Consider the following 17,010-nt stretch of genomic DNA (forward strand, 5'->3'; position numbering starts at 1 on the left):
TTACTACTCTTCAAGTTCTTTACGCGCGAAAGGAAGTACGGATAAATTTTCTTTAGTAAGAATATCTTGTTTAACAAATGATTTAAGGTTAATAAATAAAGTTAAGTCTTTCATATCCCCAAATGGAATATCTTTCGGTTCTATTCCTTGTAAGATTTTTTTTGCCATTAAACCTGCTTCTACGCCTATTTGCTTCTCTTGTACTCCTACCGCAATAGTTGCCCCGCTAATTACCGAACCTTCATCGGAAGCAATTATCGGAATACGGCGTTTAAATGCTTCTTGCTTTTAAATATTAATCCCACTGACTATTAAATGATCTTTCAAAATTATAAAACTCTGCGTATTTTCAGGAGCATTTTTTACAGCCACAGGCATATCATTGAAATTTTATATCATTACCGTATGCAGAGAAATATTGTTTTTTCCAGCATATAATTTTAACATTTCTACTTCAGGTATAACTTTCTCGCTACTGCTATAAATTAAAGTGATATTCTGTAAAAAAGGTAATTTACTAATGGTGTCAGTGATTTGTATCTCATCGTTAACACCGGTAACTAAAGGTAGGTTTTTACTATTAATCATAGCAGCAGCACACACAATCGGTTTATTTGTTATATGAGAAATAACAGTTTGGCTGGCTGTCGTGCCTATTGGAATTATTACATCAATATCCTGATCTTTTATTTGCTTTATAATGGCAAGTAAAATATTAGAATTAGCATGAGCATTTTTAACTATAATTTCTGCATCTATATCTTTTAGCGACTCTTTAATTCCTGATATAATCTCAGTCATTGCGGCATGTTCAAGTGGAACAATGACTGCTACTTTTTTTTGACCCGCATAAACTGCAGCTGTGATGAATAAAACAAAAAGAAAAGAAAAAAATTTTTGAAAAATATTAGAGATAAACATTTTAATATCCTGTTATAAGTTATAATTTAATAATCAAAATTTAAATTTGCATATAGCAAACACATAAACGCCAAAAATTATCTACGCCAACGCCAATTTTGTATTAAACTATTAACATTTAAAGATATCATAAATATTTTTAACTGTAGAAATATAAAGTAAAGATAAAAAACTTATCTTGCTTTGACTAGAATCTAAATAGTCAAGAAAGCTCTACCTTAGAGGCTATCTGTAAATAAATTTTAAGGCTAATTAAAACTTATTTACAGATAGCCTCTTAATTTTTAATGTTTAGCACCATTTTTAGATTATGTCAATAACCAATAAATAGTATTGCCTAAAAGAATTACTTGAGATAGCCTATACTTCGATGTCATAACCGCTTTTACGAAACGTTATTATTGCATAAAGTTGTTGCACGGCTACAAAAAACCTACTCGATGTCATCCCCGCATAACATTGTTGCGTAGATCGAAAAATGTATTTGGTGTCATACCGTGGCTTGACCACGGCATCCATAAAAGTAACTTTAAAATACTAAATTTTTAGTATTTTAAATTGGATCCCGCGATCAAGTCGCGGGATGACAGGCGTGGAATCGATCCACGCAGGAATGACCTAAACAAGCCATTCATCCTCTTAATGACGATTCAGTACCCATGCAGCAAGGCTTATAAAATGAAAAAGGGATTCATTTCTTAAACTATACATTTTCTGTTTGTTCCGTTTGCCCTAGTAATTGCGATAGAACATCTTGACCTGCTTCAGTCCAACTTACAGGTGGCTCTTCGTTTGGTAAACCTGTACCATAACGATCATTAAATACTCTAACTGCTTGCTGAGTAAATTGATCAAATGTACTTGTGGATTCTACTCCATAGCCATATTCTTTTAAATTTTCCTGTAAAGTATTAACTTTTTCTCCAGTACTATCAAGACTTAATAATAATTCACTCTTTTGCTCTTGCGTAGTCTCAAAATATCTACCAAAACCAGCTTCAGCTAATTCTTTCCAAGGAAATTTTGATCCAGGAGCTATATGAGCATTGACTTCTCGGTTTACAGTTACTTCACCAAGACCGACTAAATCATGTTTTAAATCTAAATTTGGATATCTTTCTGCTACATCCTTAAGAAATTCTTTTAATTTCCCTATTTGCTCTTCAGGAAAATCACTTTTTGCATCATTAATAAGCATGACTCCAATACCAAACTTATTAACACCTACTTCTCCTTTCCAACTACTCTTGCCTGCATAAAAAGCTTGATCTGTTAAATCATTATGATATTCTTTTTGAGTCCCATCCTTATCAATTATGTAATGAACACTTGCACCTCGCTCATCCAATACTTCACGAACAGCCTTAATATCCTTGCTTACAGAATAAGTAATTACTACACAGGTAGGTTTTACTCCTTCCGGTCTTGGGGCTATATATTTACCATTTGGACTATTGGTATTACTAATACCGTTATTTTCAATAGCCTTACTTTTACTCATAACCTTCCTCCAATATATTTAGTAATTGTTGACAGTTCAGAATTTACTAAACCTTAACCACAATTAATACTTTGGTAATGCTAAGTCAATGAAAATTTAAATATTATTCACAAGGTATCTATACTGATCTGACAAGTTCAATGATTATTTTTCTAATATTTGGATTTTGTACTCTAGTAAATGTTCTAGTTAACGATAAAAGTGCTCTTTCCATAGTCCTTGATAATTCATTTATAATCAAAAGAGACGTCATGTTCATATTGCCCTTCTTCTTCAGCAATATTATTTAAGAAATCACTTTCTATTTCTTTGAATAGATATTCAATTTTATTATTAGGAGTATTTTCATTGTCAGCTTTTAACTTTTCTTCTTCAGGACTATTAAAGAAATATTTTAAAGGCGTATTTACAACTTTTGCAAAAACATATAACCTACTTATAGGTATATTACTTTAACCTTCTTAATATTTTTTAACTTGGAGAGCACTAATATCGAAAAAGCTTGCCCTAATTCTTGTTGGCTAATACCTACAGCAAGACGTCGTTCTTTTAAACGTTCACTTGCGAGTTTGTCTGGATGTTTTATTGAATCATTCATTTTAACAATAAGCTTTAATTAATTAAAATTAATTATAAAGGCTATTCAACTTTAAATGTAGTATATATTACTTTATATTTAATCAAGCAACTTTATTAAAAATTTAATATAATAATGCTAAAACCCTTTGATTATCAAGAATCAAGGCTAATAAATAATTAATTAAAAGTATAAAAACGATGAGTAATAAAATAGTAAAATTACCGAATTGCGAGAATATAGTGGGAGAGATTAGTTTTTTAGGAATTAAACCTTGAGTATAATTTATTTCATTTAGATTTAGTTTTTTTATTGTTCTGCCAAAAGGATCTACTATAGCTGAAATACCGTTATTCGCTACTCTAATCATAGGTAAACCATTCTCTACAGCTCTACTTCTACTAATATGAAAATGCTGATATGGACCGCTGGATTTACCATACCATGCATCATTTGTAATATTAATTATTACATCGGCTATTTCATTATTAGTCCGTACAAAATCAGAAAAAATAGATTCATAACAAATCAAAGGTTTAATTTTAAGATTATATTTTTCAAGATAAACAAGCCCTCCGTTTCCTTCTTTATAATCAATTAAACCATGAGTTAATTTTTTAAACGGTAGTATCTTTTTAAGGGGCATATACTCACCGAAAGGTACTAAATGTGATTTATGGTATTCAAATAATTTATGATCATTTTTATCAAGAGCATACATAGCTGAGTAAAGTTCAAACTCATCACCTTGTTTTTTATTATCCGAAATTCCTCCTGTTATCAAAATAGCATTTGTAGAATTTAGCATTTTTAATAATTTTGATTTAACTTGCGGTATATCATCAGGTACTACTAATGCTGCCTCAGACCAAATAATTAAATCGGTAGGTTCCAAATTTTCCGATAAATTAATATGTAGCATTAAATTATGCCAAAATTCTTCTTCATTCCATTTTTCGGTTTGAGGTATTGAAGGTTGCACTAATCGTACTTTTATATCCGTGAAATTTGTATGGTTATTACTTAGCCTTACTGCTCCGTAAATGACAATGATGGTTAATACTAGGACTGAACTAGCTAGTAATATTTTTAACTGAGTAAATTGCTTGCTAAATAAAGGATAAGCTGATGTAGAAATATATATAACTATAAAACTAAGCCCATATATCCCTATTATACTTAAAGGCTGTATTAAAATATCTGAAAACGAAAAAGCATAACCGATCAAATTCCAAGGAAGACCGGTAAAAATCCACGAACGTACCCACTCAAATAATACCCAACATAAACAGAATATAAATTGGTAATATTTATTATTTTTAGCAAAAAAACTAAGCGTGCAGCTTGCTGATATAAAGCAAGCTAAAACTATAGGTAGTCCAAATAACGCAAAAGGAATTGCCCACCAAAAATCTGCAATATAAACGCTAACACCGATACTTATCCAATATATTCCACTTAAAAAATGCCCAAAACCGAATAAATAACCAAATTTTGTGGCTTCTTGCCAATTTTCGGATTTTTGAACTATATAACATAAGTAAGATAACGTTAATAATGCCGGTATAAAGAAAGTCGGAGCAAAAACTAAACCGCTTAATATCCCAAGCAGTAAACAGATGATTTTAGGTTTATACATTTTTATCGATTATTTGTTTACAAAATAATACATCATGCTATCATTTTCAGCAAGTTTTAATATAATGAGTAAATAAATGACTACAGGATTACTACAAGGAAAAAAAGGCTTAATTACAGGTATTGCAAATAATATGTCAATATCGTGGGCGATTGCACAGCTTGCTAAAAAACACGGAGCAGAGCTATGGTTTACTTATCAATCGGGAGTACTAGAAAAACGAGTTAAACCACTCGCTGAGGAAATAGGTTGTAATTTTGTTAGCGAACTTGATGTTACGAAGCCAAAATCAATTAGTAATTTATTTGATGATATAAAAGAGAAATGGGGTAGCTTCGATTTCTTACTTCACGGTATGGCTTTTGCCGATAAAAATGAATTAAAAGGACGTTATGTTTATACTAGCTTAGAAAATTTTCATAATTCTTTACATATATCATGTTACTCTCTTTTAGAACTCTCAAGGTCCGCAGAAGCCTTAATGCATAATGGCGGAAGCATTGTGACATTAACTTACTACGGCGCTGAAAAAGTTATACCTAATTATAACGTTATGGGAGTAGCCAAAGCTGCACTTGAGGCTAGTATAAAATATCTAGCAAACGATATGGGAGAAAATAATATTAGGGTAAATGCTATTTCGGCAGGACCTATCAAAACTTTAGCATCTAGTGCAATAGGTGATTTTAGTACTATGCTTAAATCTCACGCTGCAACCGCACCGTTAAAACGTAATACTACCCAAGAAGATGTAGGAGGAGCAGCAGTATATTTATTTAGTGAATTATCTAAAGGTGTTACCGGTGAAATCCATTATGTAGATTGCGGTTATAATATTATGGGAAGTAATAAATTATAAATTAGGGATTAATGTCATTCCCGCAAAAGGCTTGCTTGTGTAGACCAATAAAATCCACTGTGTCACCCCGTGGCTTGACCACGGGATCCATACAAACAATAAAAAATACTAATAATATTAGTATTTTAAGCTAGATCCCGTGAATAAATCACAGGATGACAACTGTATTTTTCAAGTCACACAACAAAATCATCACAATCCATGATTTCTTTTTTTGAGGTGTTCAGGTTTTGGAGGAACAGGCGGTTTTTTAGATTTTTCCTGAACCTTTTTAGCCTCTAACGGCAATACCAGATTATTTAATCTATTTAACTCTTTTGAGATTTGTTTTAACTGTTCTTGTACTTCTATCGTTAAAGGAGTATGAGAATTTTTCATTTCACTATTTATTATTGTGCCTATTTTCTCAAGATTTTTTTTAGAAATGGAATATGATTTTATACCTATATAATTAACAATCTTTGACCACCAAGTTTGTCTTTTATCTAATCCTTGATATATTACATCTACTAAATCATTTTTTTTGAATGTTAATATATAATCAGAAGCTCCTTCTAAGGATTTAGATAAATGCCTTTTTATTTCTCCTTGTCTCTTATCTTCAATATTTACTTTTTTGTCTTTCTTGAGTTTTGTTATTGCTTTTTCAATTATTGAAGATATCTTAGTTTCTTTTCCTTCATGCGCTTTATTTTCTAAATTTGCTTTGGTATTAAAATTTATATTAGTTCCTATTTTAGCATCTACTAATTGTTTAGCATACTTACCGTTAGGATCTTGTATTTCTCGCTCTATCTCAGCAGATTTTAAACCTAATTTTGTATATATATCTGATTCTCGGAAAAGTGGAGCATATAATAAAAAATTAATACTTTGAGCTATTCTACTATCTATCAAATCTTTAGAATCTCTTTTGGGATAAAATTTTTCTTGTAAAATACGATAGTGATCTAATATTTCCTGTGTTATATCTTTTACATCAAGAGATTGTAATTCTCCTTTATCATTAAATTTTGCTTTCATACCTGAACGTTTGGCTTCCAATAATAATATTTCTTGAAAAACTTTATTATTAGGAGTACGACAAACGAAATTAGGATCGTTATCCGGCATTAATTCATTTGCATTTTCCATTATTGCTTGATTGAGTTTATGTAATTGCTCTTTATTAAGCTTTTTATCTAACAAACTTATAAAAGCTTCTCTTTGTTTTTGCTTACTTGCAGTACTAAAAGCCTGCTGCATCTTTTGCAAAACAACAAAATCAAAATTTTTGTTATCTATTTCTTGGATAACTAAATTTGCTAAATTTTTTGTTTCAGTATTCACTGTTTCTTTTTTATTTTTTGTATCCATATTTAGTATTAATCTCACTTATAATTATTTAAATATTAATGATAGATTAAATTAATTTCTAGATGTTTTTACTATATTTATAATCAAAACTTTAAAACAGTATCTAGCAAAGTCATACTGGTTCTGAGCTATTACCCAAAATTTCTATTGATTCTATTGTTTCATTATTCGATTGACTATGCATTACTAAATCTAAAATATTTGAAGATGTTAAATTGGTAATATAAACACCTTGTACATCATTTAATACATAATCAACTACTAATAATTTAGAATCATCAGAAGTTCCATATAATGACATTTTTGCCTCAAATAATTTTTTAAATGTATCTAATTCAAGTAATTCTTCACATATAGCATGTTCTTTAATATCTCTACTTACAAATAAACTCATTATGCTTTGTGCTAAACTATTTTTAATATACAAGCCTTTTAAGCATTCCATAAAATTTTCAAAAAAATTTAGTCCTTCAAAAGGAATTTTGAAATCAGGTAATAATTCTTGATATAATTTTTTCTGCAATTCCTCTTTTTCAATTAGTTCTTCAAAAGGAATGTTGAGATCACTGAACAATGCTTGATATAATTTTTTCTGCAATGCCTTCTCCGCAAATTTTTTCAAATAGAAATTATCAATTAATAGCTTGTAAAGCTCAAGTACCCCACTAGGAAGGTTAATTTTCAAAGTTCCTTTTTTATCAATTTCTACAGTAAACCTGTTTTCTTTTGCTTCTAAATATATTAGATCTCGAAATATACTATCCTCTTTTGTTCTACGAAGTAAAAAAGCTGCATCTTTATAATCAACTAAATCTAAAGCATGTTTCATTATTGTTGCATTAAGCTCATGTAACCTATTGTTAGATATAATCTCTTCTACATCTGCTAGAAAAGATTTTTTATCATCTATTTTTAATTTCCTTAAATTTTCTAGAACTTCTAAAGTTATTTCTCCTTGTTGAATTTTTTTAAGTAACTCATAACAGTTGCTAAATTTTACTTCTTGATTTTTGCATCCTAACCCGGCATAAACATTGTATCCTGATTCTTTCTTTTGAGCTAATCCAGGATGTTCTTCTTCAATTTCTCTAGGTTTACTAATACAAGAGCTCATAATGTCTTTTAGCTTCATATGATTTATTCCTTACATATTAATAAGGAATATTATATTTAGTTAAGAAATATTAACAAGTACTTTATAGAAGATTAAGATAAATTAATTTTTATTGAGAGGATGATGCAACAATGCTTTTTTGAGATGATTAGTTTGAAGATGAGTATATATTTGGGTAGTAGATATATCAGCGTGACCCAGCAGCTCTTGAATTACTCTTAAGTCTGCTCCGCCCTCAAGCAAATGACTTGCAAAACTGTGACGTAATATATGCGGAGAAATATACTCAGGGTTAAGTCCTGCATAAAGGGCAGCAGATTTTAACAGAATAGCAAAATTTTGCCTAGTCATATAACCCGCTAAAGCTGATGAGGGAAATAAATAAATTAGATTGCTTGGTTTAGCTTTATTCACAAAAACATCTCTAATTGCAAGATATTTAGCAATACTGATAACTGCCTGTTCATTTATTACTATGACTCTTTCCTTATTACCTTTACCAAGTACCGAAAATATTTTTCTTACTTCTCCTTTAGACGTTTTATTAGTCAGAATATCAGCAAGCTTAAGACTAACAAGCTCCGAGACTCTAAGACCACTAGCATAAAGCAAATGAATCATAGCATTAAGCCTGATACCTTCGGGAGAATTATCGTGAGCGCAATGTTCAAGTAACAATTTAATTTGAGTTATAGATAATATTTCGGGAAGTTTATTGTGATATTTTGGCAAATCTACGTTAAGAACCGGATTAAACGCGGTATGGTTTTCGCTAATTAAAAATTCATAATAACTTTTTATAGTTGAGATTTTTCTGTTGATTGAACGTGCTTGCAAATCATTACTTGCTAGATACTCAATCCAGTCTCTAATATTCTCAGTAGTAATATTTAATTCGGATAATTTTTGTTTAGCAAGATAATTTTGAAAATCGAATAAGTCACGCTTATAGCTAAGTATTGAATTTTTTGACAATGCTCTCTCGGCTAAAAGCATTTCTAGGAATTGCACAATAAATGCCATAAGATGTTTTAATTTCTATAATGGAGGCCAGGGTCGGAATCGAACCGACGAATAGAGGATTTGCAGTCCACGGCATTACCACTTTGCTACCCAGCCTAATCATTATCATACTACAATCCTATGTCATTCCTGCGAAAGCAGGAATCCATAAACAGATAATTGTATTTGTACTGGATTCCCGCTTTCACGGGAATAACATAAATACTACCAACATCCATACAAAAAAGCAACTATTTTTATATTAAACTCCTAATCCTTGCAGGATATTTAAAAGATTTATCCTTCATAAAATTCAAGAACTGGCTAACTGAATCTACTATATCGTCATTTTTAATATGGGGAAAATTCAGTAATTCCTTTTAAATTATGCTTGATTGTTTAGGTATTAGAACACTAGCTGATTGAAATAAAGGAACTACCGAGGCGAATCTTATAACTTTATCAAAGCTTGGTTTAACCCCTGTCACTCTAATATTACCACCTAAAAATCCTATATCTTGAATCAATTGTTGACCACTTGCTTTATCTTCGATTAATATAAATTTTGGCTGATATTCTCTAGTTAGTTTTTCCGTCAAATTCTTAAGCTCAGGATAATTAATTTTTTTCCGTACTAATGATACTAGATAATATTTCTGTTCAAGAATCCCCCATATATTACAAACACTATAATCGGAATCTTCGGAAATCTTAATTGCCGTATCCCAGCTTTGCACAAAATAATCAAATCTTGAAGGTAGATTTTCATAAAAGCTAATATCTTCCATATTCAGTAACGATGACCTTTGTGCTATCGGTTCTTGTAAATATTGAGCATTATCATTATAGCTACCTATTTCCTGCTCTAATTTCATTCAACAATCAGGAGGTTCTTTATAGCTGTCTAATAACTTTACCACTAAGATATTGATATTCTTTATTCATTAATTTAAAGGAGTAATCTTGAATGCTAATCGCCGGAATTTTTAAATGATACCATGAATTGCTATTATTAAGTAGATAACCGGATAAATCATCCGTATGCAGACGCTGCATCACTAAAACTATCGCTCCCTTATTACGATTATTTAGTCTGCTAACAAAAGTTTGCTCAAACCAATCTATAACTTTCTTACGTATTTTATAAGAATGAATTTGCGTGGGGTTATGAAGATCATCGATCATTAAGATATCACCGCCCTCACCTGTTGCTGATCCTCCAACCGATGTTGCAAATCTAAAGCCATTAGCTGTCGTTAAAAACTTACTTTTTTGATTATGGGGTTTACTAAGGATAGTACTTGGGAAAAGTTCTTTATACCAATCAAAATTTAAAATGAACCGACAATCTAGTGAGTGTTTAATGCTAAGTATTTGAGAATAGCTGGCAACCATAATCCTTTTGGTAGGATTCACCCCCAATAAATAAGCAGGCCAAGCAACACTAACACAAATAGATTGTAGTAAGCTCCTTGGCGGTATATTAATTATTAAACGATTAATATCACCGCTTTACACGGCATTTAAATAATCGGTAATTATTCTTATATGCTTACTTGGATAATACTCCGCTCCAGGATTAATAGTATTAAATACCTTAATTATAAAACTATGAAAATCCTGTCGTACAATAGAATTTAAGAGTTCTTTAGAGTGGAGCATATTGTACCTACATCGTCATTGCGAGGAAAAATTGTAAGTTTTGACTAAGCAATCTCAGGCAAGATTCCTGAGATTGCCACGCTCCTTTTAGTCGCTCGCAATGACCTTAAAACCTTATCATAAATTATCATTGCCATTAATCCCCTATAGTATATAATTTCGAAAAATAATATATTTATCTATGAAATTACTACAAATTATTTTTATCATTACTATATGCATTAATTTTCCTATATTCGCAGAAAATTTAGAGTCGGTTACTACAACCGAAGATATTGAAAATGACGTATTTATCCCTCTTGATGAAAATCATCCTATTTTAAATCCAAACGATAATATTAATGATAGTTCTGAGTTTAAGAATTATACAAATGGCAAAATTATTGCTCTAAATAACATTACTGCTACTTCTGAAGAGATAGATTTTAAAGTCGGAGAAGAAAAATATTTCGGTAATATAAAAATCAAATTGCACAAATGTATAAAAAACCTTGATCCATATAATGAAGATAATTATTTGTTGATGACCATAACGGAATATAAAATAGACGAAGATCCTAATTTACTCTTTCAAGGATGGATGATTTCTTCAAGCATTTCACTTTCAACGTTTGAACACCCAATCTACGAAATTTTTGCTAAAGATTGTTTTTAGATGCAATATTTAATTTCAAGTTTAATATTTTTAATTCCAAGCCTTGGGATGCTGGCGGGCTTATCCGCTGCAGCTACTGTTACAATTTTTTTGCTTATATCATTCCTGCGAAGTATTAATAGTCATTGCGAACGACTGAAAGGAGCGTGGCAATCCAGTAACAATGTCATACCGTGGCTTGACCACGGTATCCAAAAAATAAAAAAAGACTGGATCCCACTACAAGCTCACGGGATGACAATGTTATTCACCGCTTGGTGCTTTATATCTTGTTTATTCGCAATCCATCTTATTAATAGCTTAGCTACTTTTACTCAAGTTTTTATACTCTTATTTCTTGGCTTTGCAGTTAGTAATTCTTCTCCTTTTCAAAATCGCTTACAGCTTAAAAAAGCCTTAATATTCGGAATTCTCACAGCAATATTATTATTCTTCATCGAATATTCTTCTCATGGATTTTTAACAAGAATATTCAAAACTAGTTTTGGCTTATATATGCTAGATCGTGGTTGTGCTTTACTTTCAATTACCGCTTGGGTAGCGATTATAATTTTACTTTCTAACGGTAAAAAACGACATGCATTAATGCTATATATATTAGTACTTTATTTGCTAAGTATTTCCGATAGTTTAGCAAGTTTTTTAGGCTTCGGTATAGGAGGAGTAATATTTATTTTAACACGATTTATGAAGCCGATATTTTTCAAATTAATCGCAATAAGTTTAATTACCGGCTCGTTACTATTTCCTGTGATAGCTAAACAAATAGAACCACAAGATTTATCTGAACAATATTTAGCTACAAAACCTTCCGCTGCTCATCGTTTATTTATTTGGCATTTCGTCGCAAACAAAATCATTGAAAAGCCGATTTTAGGCTATGGCTTAGCTTCTTCTAAATATATCGAAGCTAATGATAGTGAAATGATCGATTACAACGGAGAAAAATGGCATCCTTTGCCGCTTCATCCTCATAATAATATATTACAAATTACTCTTGAACTCGGTATAATAGGTTTAATATTATTTTTATGCTTAGTTTATAAATATCTCAAACAAATTAGTAATCTCAAAAATAAAAATTTCAAAGCAATTTCCTATGCATGTTTTATAAATTACTATATTATCGGCATGATTTCATATAATATTTGGCAAATATGGTGGATATCAAGCGGTATTTGGGTACTAGTTTTAATGAAGCTACTAGTTAAACCTGATATTGTCATTGATAATTGATGCTATTTGAGGTAAATATAGAGTTAAGTGTCATTAAATCTACGTCATTGCAAGCAGCCCGTAGGCTGCGTGGCAATCTCATCAAATATCCTGAGATTGCTTCGTCGCATTACTGTGCAATTCTTCTCGCAATGACAGAACAATATAATAAAAAACATATGCTACAAAACTCAGAACTTTTACAAGAATATCTACCGATTGCTATATTTTTCGGTATTGCGGTATTGGTTTCCGGTTTAATAATGATTCTACCTAACCTATTATCGACAAAAAAATATAATAAAGATAAGCTAGAACCTTATGAGTGCGGTTTTGAGCCTTTTAGCGATGCAAGAGCAAAATTTGACATACGTTTTTACTTAGTTGCTATTTTATTTATTATCTTTGATCTTGAAATTGCATTTTTAGTGCCTTGGGCTATTAGTCTTAATACGATAGGTAAAATAGGCTTTTTCTCAATGATGTTTTTCTTATTCGTACTTATTATCGGGTTCATATATGAATGGAAGAAAGGAGCTTTAGACTGGTAGTAATATGAAAAATAATTTTTATCAAGAAGACGAATTATTAAGTAATGAGCTTTCTAATAGAGGATTCTTACTCACTAAAGTTGATGACGTTATAGGCTGGGCGAGAGCTAATTCCTTATGGCCTATGACTTTTGGGCTTGCTTGTTGTGCTGTTGAGATGATGCAGGCAGCAGCAAGTAGATATGATATGGATCGCTTCGGTATGTTATTTAGACCAAGTCCAAGACAGTCCGACCTTATGATAGTTGCAGGAACGCTTACTAACAAAATGGCACCGGCTCTACGTAAAGTATATGATCAGATGGCTGAACCTAAATGGGTGCTTTCAATGGGTAGCTGTGCCAATGGCGGCGGCTATTACCACTTTTCCTATTCGGTAGTGCGTGGCTGTGATAGAATCGTACCGGTTGACGTATATGTCCCTGGCTGCCCTCCTACCGCTGAAGCATTAATTTACGGGCTTATGCAGTTACAGAAAAAAATTAAACGCACTACAGGTTTTAAGTATGACGCTAGACAAACTCATTGAAAGACTTGCAGCTAAATCTAGCATTTTAATAACTCCGATCACGGTTAAAGATTACCTAGCTTATAAAATCGATCCGAATTTTTTATTGCCGTTTTTAAAAGCTCTAAAAGAATCGGAAGAATTACGCTTCACTTTACTTACTGATTTATTTGGAGCTGATTTTCCTCAGAATAACGTAGTCAATTCAGTTGGGCTTGGCCACAAGGAGCAAGGCGCGAAGCCTATAACTAATAGGAAAGCGACGAGCGACAATGCAGGCGAGTCCAAATCAATTGACTATAAAAGGTTTGAAGTAGTATATAATTTATTAAGCTTAAAATTAAATAAGCGTCTTATAATAAAAGTATATATATCTGAAAAAGAAACTATACCTTCAGCAATGAATATATTTAGTGCCGCTTGTTGGTATGAGCGTGAAGTTTATGATATGTACGGGGTAAATTTCGAGGGTAATGACGATAAAAGACGCATACTAACCGATTACGAATTTGAGGGGCATCCATTACGTAAAGATTTCCCGTTAACAGGCTATACACAAGTTAAATATGATGAGAAGCTAAAGAAAGTAGCTTATGAACCGGTCGATTTAGACATAGAATATCGTGAGTTTGATTTTAGCTCGCACTGGCATAGCCCGAGTTATGTATTGCCAGGTGATGAGAAGGCAACCGATGTCATTCCTGCGAAAGCAGGAATCCAGAAATAAAATGAATGTCATCCTGTGACTTGATCGCGGGATCCAGAAAAAATAAAAAAGACTGGACCCCGTGGTCAAGCGAACTAGGTGACAGTAGGAAAAATACTATGACTAACAACACCAAAACTATAACTCTAAACCTTGGTCCACAGCATCCGGCAACTCACGGAGTTTTAAGGTTAATCCTTGAGATGGACGGGGAAGTAGTAAATAATGCCGACCCTCATATTGGGTTACTTCATCGTGGTACGGAAAAACTTATTGAGCATAAAACATATTTGCAGGCTATACCATATTTTGATCGTCTTGATTATGTTTCACCGATGTGTCAGGAACATGCATTTGCTTTAGCTGTCGAGTCGTTATTAGAATGCGAAGTTCCACGAAGAGCTAAGTTTATCAGGGTACTATTCTCAGAACTAACAAGAATTTTGAACCATACTTTGAATATTGGCAGCCAAGCTTTAGATATCGGTGCTACTACTCCTTTATTATGGCTCTTTGAAGAGCGAGAAAAGATCATGGAATTTTATGAGCATGTTTCCGGCTCTCGTATGCATTCAAACTACTTTAGACCGGGCGGGGTTGCAGCAGATTTACCCGAAGGTTTACTTGAGGATATAGATAAGTTTATAGAACAGTTTCCTCCTAAACTTCACGATATTGAAAGTCTACTAAATGAAAATAGATTATGGAAACAACGTTTAGTAGATATCGGCGTTGCGTCTCAAAAAGAGGCAATGGACTGGGGGTTTTCAGGACCAATGCTTAGAGGTTCGGGTATAGCTTGGGATTTACGCAAGTCAAACCCTTATGACGTTTACGATGAAATGGACTTCAAAGTACCAATCGGCAAAAACGGTGATTGTTACGACAGATATTTCGTTCGTATGCTTGAAATGTACGAATCAATCAAGATAATCAAGCAATGTATAGAAAAAATGCCGAAAGGTGCAGTTAAAACCGATGATCCTAAATTAACACCACCGACAAGAGCCAAAATGAAAGAATCTATGGAAGCAATGATTCATCATTTTAAGCTCTATACGGAAGGATATGACGTCCCAGCCGGCGAGACCTATAAAGCCGTAGAAGCCCCTAAAGGCGAATTTGGTGTATATTTATACTCGCAAGGAGGTAATAGACCTTATAGATGTCGTATTAAAGCACCCGGCTTTGCTCATTTGCAAGGACTAGATTTTATGTCTAAAGGTCATTTAATGGCAGATGTTATTACTATTATTGCAACGCTTGATATAGTATTTGGTGAGATAGATAGGTAATATATTTGTCATGCCGTGGGCTTGTACTTGCGTTGCGCTGTCATTCCTACGAAAACAGGAATCCATAAAATAAAACTAAAAAACAAAAAAATGTATTGGGTATATATATTATGCTCTAATAAGCATGGTACTTTATATATTGGTATTACTAATAATATAATACGTCGTGCTTATGAACATAAATAAAAAATAATAAAAGGTTTTACCGCAAAATATAATATTATAAAGCTATTTTATAAAGAAGAATTTACTGATATTCAAGAAGCACTTACAAGAGAAAAAAACTTGAAAAAATGGCAACGTAGTGGGAAAATAGAACTGATAGAAAAAACTAATCCTAAATGGAAAGATTTCATTAAATAGCTCTATGGATTCCTGCTTGTGCAGGAATGACATAAAACTATACCGTACTAAAAATATATGAATACAAAAATTACAAATTTTACATTTGATAAGAAAAATTTAAATCTAGCAGAAGAGATTATAAAAAAATATCCACCGCATGGAAAAAGAAGTGCAATACTTCCGCTGCTTGATCTAGCACAACGTCAAAACGGCGGCTGGCTACCTGTTCCTGCTATCGAATATGTCGCAAATATGTTAGCAATGCCTTATATACGGGCTTATGAGATTGCAACATTTTATACTATGTTTAACTTAAAGCGAGTTGGTAAATATCATATTCAAGTATGTACTACTACTCCTTGCTGGCTGCGTGGTAGTGATGATATAATGAAAATTTGCGAAAAGAAATTAGGTGTAAAACTCAAAGAAACTACTGAAGATCAAAAATTTACTTTAAGCGAGATAGAATGTTTGGGAGCATGCGTTAACGCTCCGGTCGTACAGATTAATGACGATTATTATGAAGATCTAACTCAAGAAAAAATGGGGAAAATAATAGACAAGCTTCAAAATGACTAGAATCTTATTATTATTACTTAGATTTTATCAATATTTCATTTCTCCACTACTTGGCAATAATTGCCGGTTTCACCCCACTTGTTCTGAATATGCCAAAGAAGCTATATCAATGCACGGCAGCATAAAAGGCTTGTGGCTTACCTTTAAAAGAATCATCAAATGTCAACCGTTTTGCGACGGCGGATATGATACCGTTCCAATCTCTATAAAAAATTCTAAAATACTTAATAAAAAAATATAAATTATGTTTATTGTAAACCTTAAATATACCTTAGGCTTAGACCTTTCTTCTGTTGAAAAATTTATTACGGAACATAGAAAATGTTTAGATACATGTTATGATAAAGGATATTTTATTAGGTCCTATACATCCAAGAATTGGCGGTATTATTTTAGCTAATATAGAAAAACTAAGTCAGCTTAAAGATATATTAAGAGAAGATCCTTTTTATATAAATAATATAGCTGAATATGAAATTACTAACTTCACTCCTACAAAATGACATAAGAATTTAAATATTTTTT

18 protein-coding genes, 1 tRNA gene and 2 pseudogenes are annotated in these 17,010 nt (G+C 32.0%); 11 read left to right on the plus strand and 10 right to left on the minus strand.

All coding sequences use genetic code 11. The features are described 5' to 3' along the window. Positions 1-3 precede the first annotated feature (3 nt). The 4 genes and pseudogenes from GCO76_RS02305 to lnt form a co-directional block, all read right to left on the minus strand. Positions 4-921, minus strand: a pseudogene (locus GCO76_RS02305) (ABC transporter substrate binding protein). A 703-nt stretch (positions 922-1,624) separates the two neighbouring features. After that, positions 1,625-2,422, minus strand: coding sequence for an N-acetylmuramoyl-L-alanine amidase (locus GCO76_RS02310; protein WP_410956037.1), 798 nt, complete (start codon positions 2,420-2,422; stop codon positions 1,625-1,627). A 436-nt stretch (positions 2,423-2,858) separates the two neighbouring features. Next, the gene (locus GCO76_RS02315; protein WP_410956038.1) at positions 2,859-3,020 is read right to left on the minus strand and encodes a hypothetical protein; all 162 of its coding nucleotides are present in this window, start codon (positions 3,018-3,020) and stop codon (positions 2,859-2,861) included. 103 nt (positions 3,021-3,123) lie between these two features. Then, entirely contained in the window at positions 3,124-4,638 is a 1,515-nt protein-coding gene (gene lnt, locus GCO76_RS02320; RefSeq protein ID WP_103896835.1) for an apolipoprotein N-acyltransferase, read from the minus strand. A 76-nt stretch (positions 4,639-4,714) separates the two neighbouring features. Between lnt and fabI the strand changes: the two genes are divergently transcribed. Further along, positions 4,715-5,497 (plus strand): enoyl-ACP reductase FabI, encoded by a 783-nt coding sequence (gene fabI, locus GCO76_RS02325; protein WP_045805466.1) that lies wholly within the window; start codon positions 4,715-4,717, stop codon positions 5,495-5,497. Between the two features lie 192 nt (positions 5,498-5,689). Here the strand turns inward: fabI and GCO76_RS02330 are convergent, their stop codons facing one another. From GCO76_RS02330 to GCO76_RS02355, 6 genes are all read right to left on the minus strand, one after another. After that, positions 5,690-6,853 (minus strand): DUF5410 family protein, encoded by a 1,164-nt coding sequence (locus GCO76_RS02330; protein WP_410956039.1) that lies wholly within the window; start codon positions 6,851-6,853, stop codon positions 5,690-5,692. Between the two features lie 112 nt (positions 6,854-6,965). Next, positions 6,966-7,985 carry a DUF5410 family protein gene (locus tag GCO76_RS02335; protein WP_410956040.1) on the minus strand — a complete coding sequence of 340 codons (1,020 nt, stop codon included), beginning with the start codon at positions 7,983-7,985 and terminating at the stop codon, positions 6,966-6,968. An 84-nt stretch (positions 7,986-8,069) separates the two neighbouring features. Next, complete coding sequence (locus GCO76_RS02340) at positions 8,070-8,990, minus strand: site-specific tyrosine recombinase XerD (protein ID WP_410956041.1); 921 nt, start codon at positions 8,988-8,990, stop codon at positions 8,070-8,072. Between the two features lie 21 nt (positions 8,991-9,011). Continuing rightward, positions 9,012-9,086 (minus strand) — tRNA-Cys (locus GCO76_RS02345). Positions 9,087-9,349: 263 nt separating this feature from the next. Beyond that, positions 9,350-9,844: a phage terminase large subunit gene (gene terL, locus GCO76_RS02350; protein ID WP_410956042.1), complete on the minus strand. Its 495-nt coding sequence runs from the start codon at positions 9,842-9,844 to the stop codon at positions 9,350-9,352. Between the two features lie 19 nt (positions 9,845-9,863). Further along, entirely contained in the window at positions 9,864-10,385 is a 522-nt protein-coding gene (locus GCO76_RS02355; protein WP_410956043.1) for a hypothetical protein, read from the minus strand. Between the two features lie 427 nt (positions 10,386-10,812). Here GCO76_RS02355 and GCO76_RS02360 point away from each other — a divergent pair, with 427 nt between their 5' ends. The 10 genes and pseudogenes from GCO76_RS02360 (at position 10,813) to GCO76_RS02405 (ending at position 16,988) form a co-directional block, all read left to right on the plus strand. Then, complete coding sequence (locus GCO76_RS02360) at positions 10,813-11,286, plus strand: DUF2155 domain-containing protein (protein ID WP_410956044.1); 474 nt, start codon at positions 10,813-10,815, stop codon at positions 11,284-11,286. Continuing rightward, the gene (locus GCO76_RS02365; RefSeq protein ID WP_410956045.1) at positions 11,287-12,522 is read left to right on the plus strand and encodes an O-antigen ligase family protein; all 1,236 of its coding nucleotides are present in this window, start codon (positions 11,287-11,289) and stop codon (positions 12,520-12,522) included. 158 nt (positions 12,523-12,680) lie between these two features. Next, a complete protein-coding gene (locus GCO76_RS02370; protein WP_014014184.1) occupies positions 12,681-13,052 on the plus strand; it encodes an NADH-quinone oxidoreductase subunit A in 372 nt (123 codons plus the stop codon). A 4-nt stretch (positions 13,053-13,056) separates the two neighbouring features. Then, entirely contained in the window at positions 13,057-13,581 is a 525-nt protein-coding gene (locus tag GCO76_RS02375; RefSeq protein ID WP_004995988.1) for a NuoB/complex I 20 kDa subunit family protein, read from the plus strand. After that, entirely contained in the window at positions 13,559-14,287 is a 729-nt protein-coding gene (locus GCO76_RS02380) for an NADH-quinone oxidoreductase subunit C (protein ID WP_410956046.1), read from the plus strand. Before GCO76_RS02375 ends, GCO76_RS02380 begins: the two co-directional genes overlap by 23 nt. 98 nt (positions 14,288-14,385) lie before the next feature. Next, positions 14,386-15,561 (plus strand): NADH dehydrogenase (quinone) subunit D, encoded by a 1,176-nt coding sequence (gene nuoD, locus GCO76_RS02385; RefSeq protein ID WP_014014181.1) that lies wholly within the window; start codon positions 14,386-14,388, stop codon positions 15,559-15,561. Positions 15,562-15,651: 90 nt separating this feature from the next. Further along, positions 15,652-15,924, plus strand: a pseudogene (locus tag GCO76_RS02390) (GIY-YIG nuclease family protein). 57 nt (positions 15,925-15,981) lie between these two features. Continuing rightward, positions 15,982-16,485, plus strand: coding sequence for an NADH-quinone oxidoreductase subunit NuoE (gene nuoE, locus GCO76_RS02395; RefSeq protein ID WP_410956047.1), 504 nt, complete (start codon positions 15,982-15,984; stop codon positions 16,483-16,485). Further along, complete coding sequence (gene yidD, locus GCO76_RS02400) at positions 16,478-16,726, plus strand: membrane protein insertion efficiency factor YidD (RefSeq protein ID WP_410956048.1); 249 nt, start codon at positions 16,478-16,480, stop codon at positions 16,724-16,726. The genes nuoE and yidD overlap by 8 nt, the downstream gene beginning before the upstream one ends. A gap of 97 nt (positions 16,727-16,823) precedes the next feature. Then, a complete protein-coding gene (locus GCO76_RS02405; RefSeq protein ID WP_410956049.1) occupies positions 16,824-16,988 on the plus strand; it encodes a YciI family protein in 165 nt (54 codons plus the stop codon). Positions 16,989-17,010: the final 22 nt, after the last annotated feature.

Origin of the sequence: Rickettsia koreansis (assembly GCF_046532895.1) — a bacterium.
Classification (GTDB): Bacteria; Pseudomonadota; Alphaproteobacteria; order Rickettsiales; family Rickettsiaceae; genus Rickettsia; species Rickettsia rickettsii.